Annotated in this window: 1 protein-coding gene; it reads right to left on the minus strand. The window is 61.1% G+C overall.

The genetic code is table 11. The annotated features are described in order from the left end of the window. On the minus strand, positions 1 to 347 hold a 347-nt coding region (locus tag ETC00_RS20315; protein ID WP_305792680.1), incomplete at its 3' end, for a phosphate signaling complex PhoU family protein. Between the last annotated feature and the right edge of the window lie 36 nt (positions 348 to 383).

Below are 383 nucleotides of genomic sequence, written 5' to 3' on the forward strand. Positions count from 1 at the left end.
TCCTCAGGAAGCACCTGGTTCGGATACTCGCGTCGGGTGATCTTGGCAATATGCACAGCCAACGCACCCATGCGCTCGGTGTCGGCGATGATCTGCACCGCACTGAAGATTTCCCGCAGCTCGCCGGACACCGGATGTTGCAACGCCAGCAGCGCGAACGCTTCCTTTTCGACTTGGGCTCGCATCGCCACGATCCGCTCATGGTCACGGATTACTTGTTCAGCGGCGCCAATGTCGGCCTCGAGCAGAGCCTGCGTTGCGCGTTTCATCGCTATCCCGGCCAGGCTGCACATCTCTCCCAATCGTCCGGCCAACTCGGTTAGCCGCTGGTGATAGACCGTCCGCATGGTGTCACGCCTCTCTGACCCTGAGTCGTCGTGTGG

This window comes from Brevibacillus sp. MCWH (assembly GCF_013096935.1).
Classification (GTDB): Bacteria; Bacillota; Bacilli; order Brevibacillales; family Brevibacillaceae; genus Brevibacillus; species Brevibacillus aydinogluensis.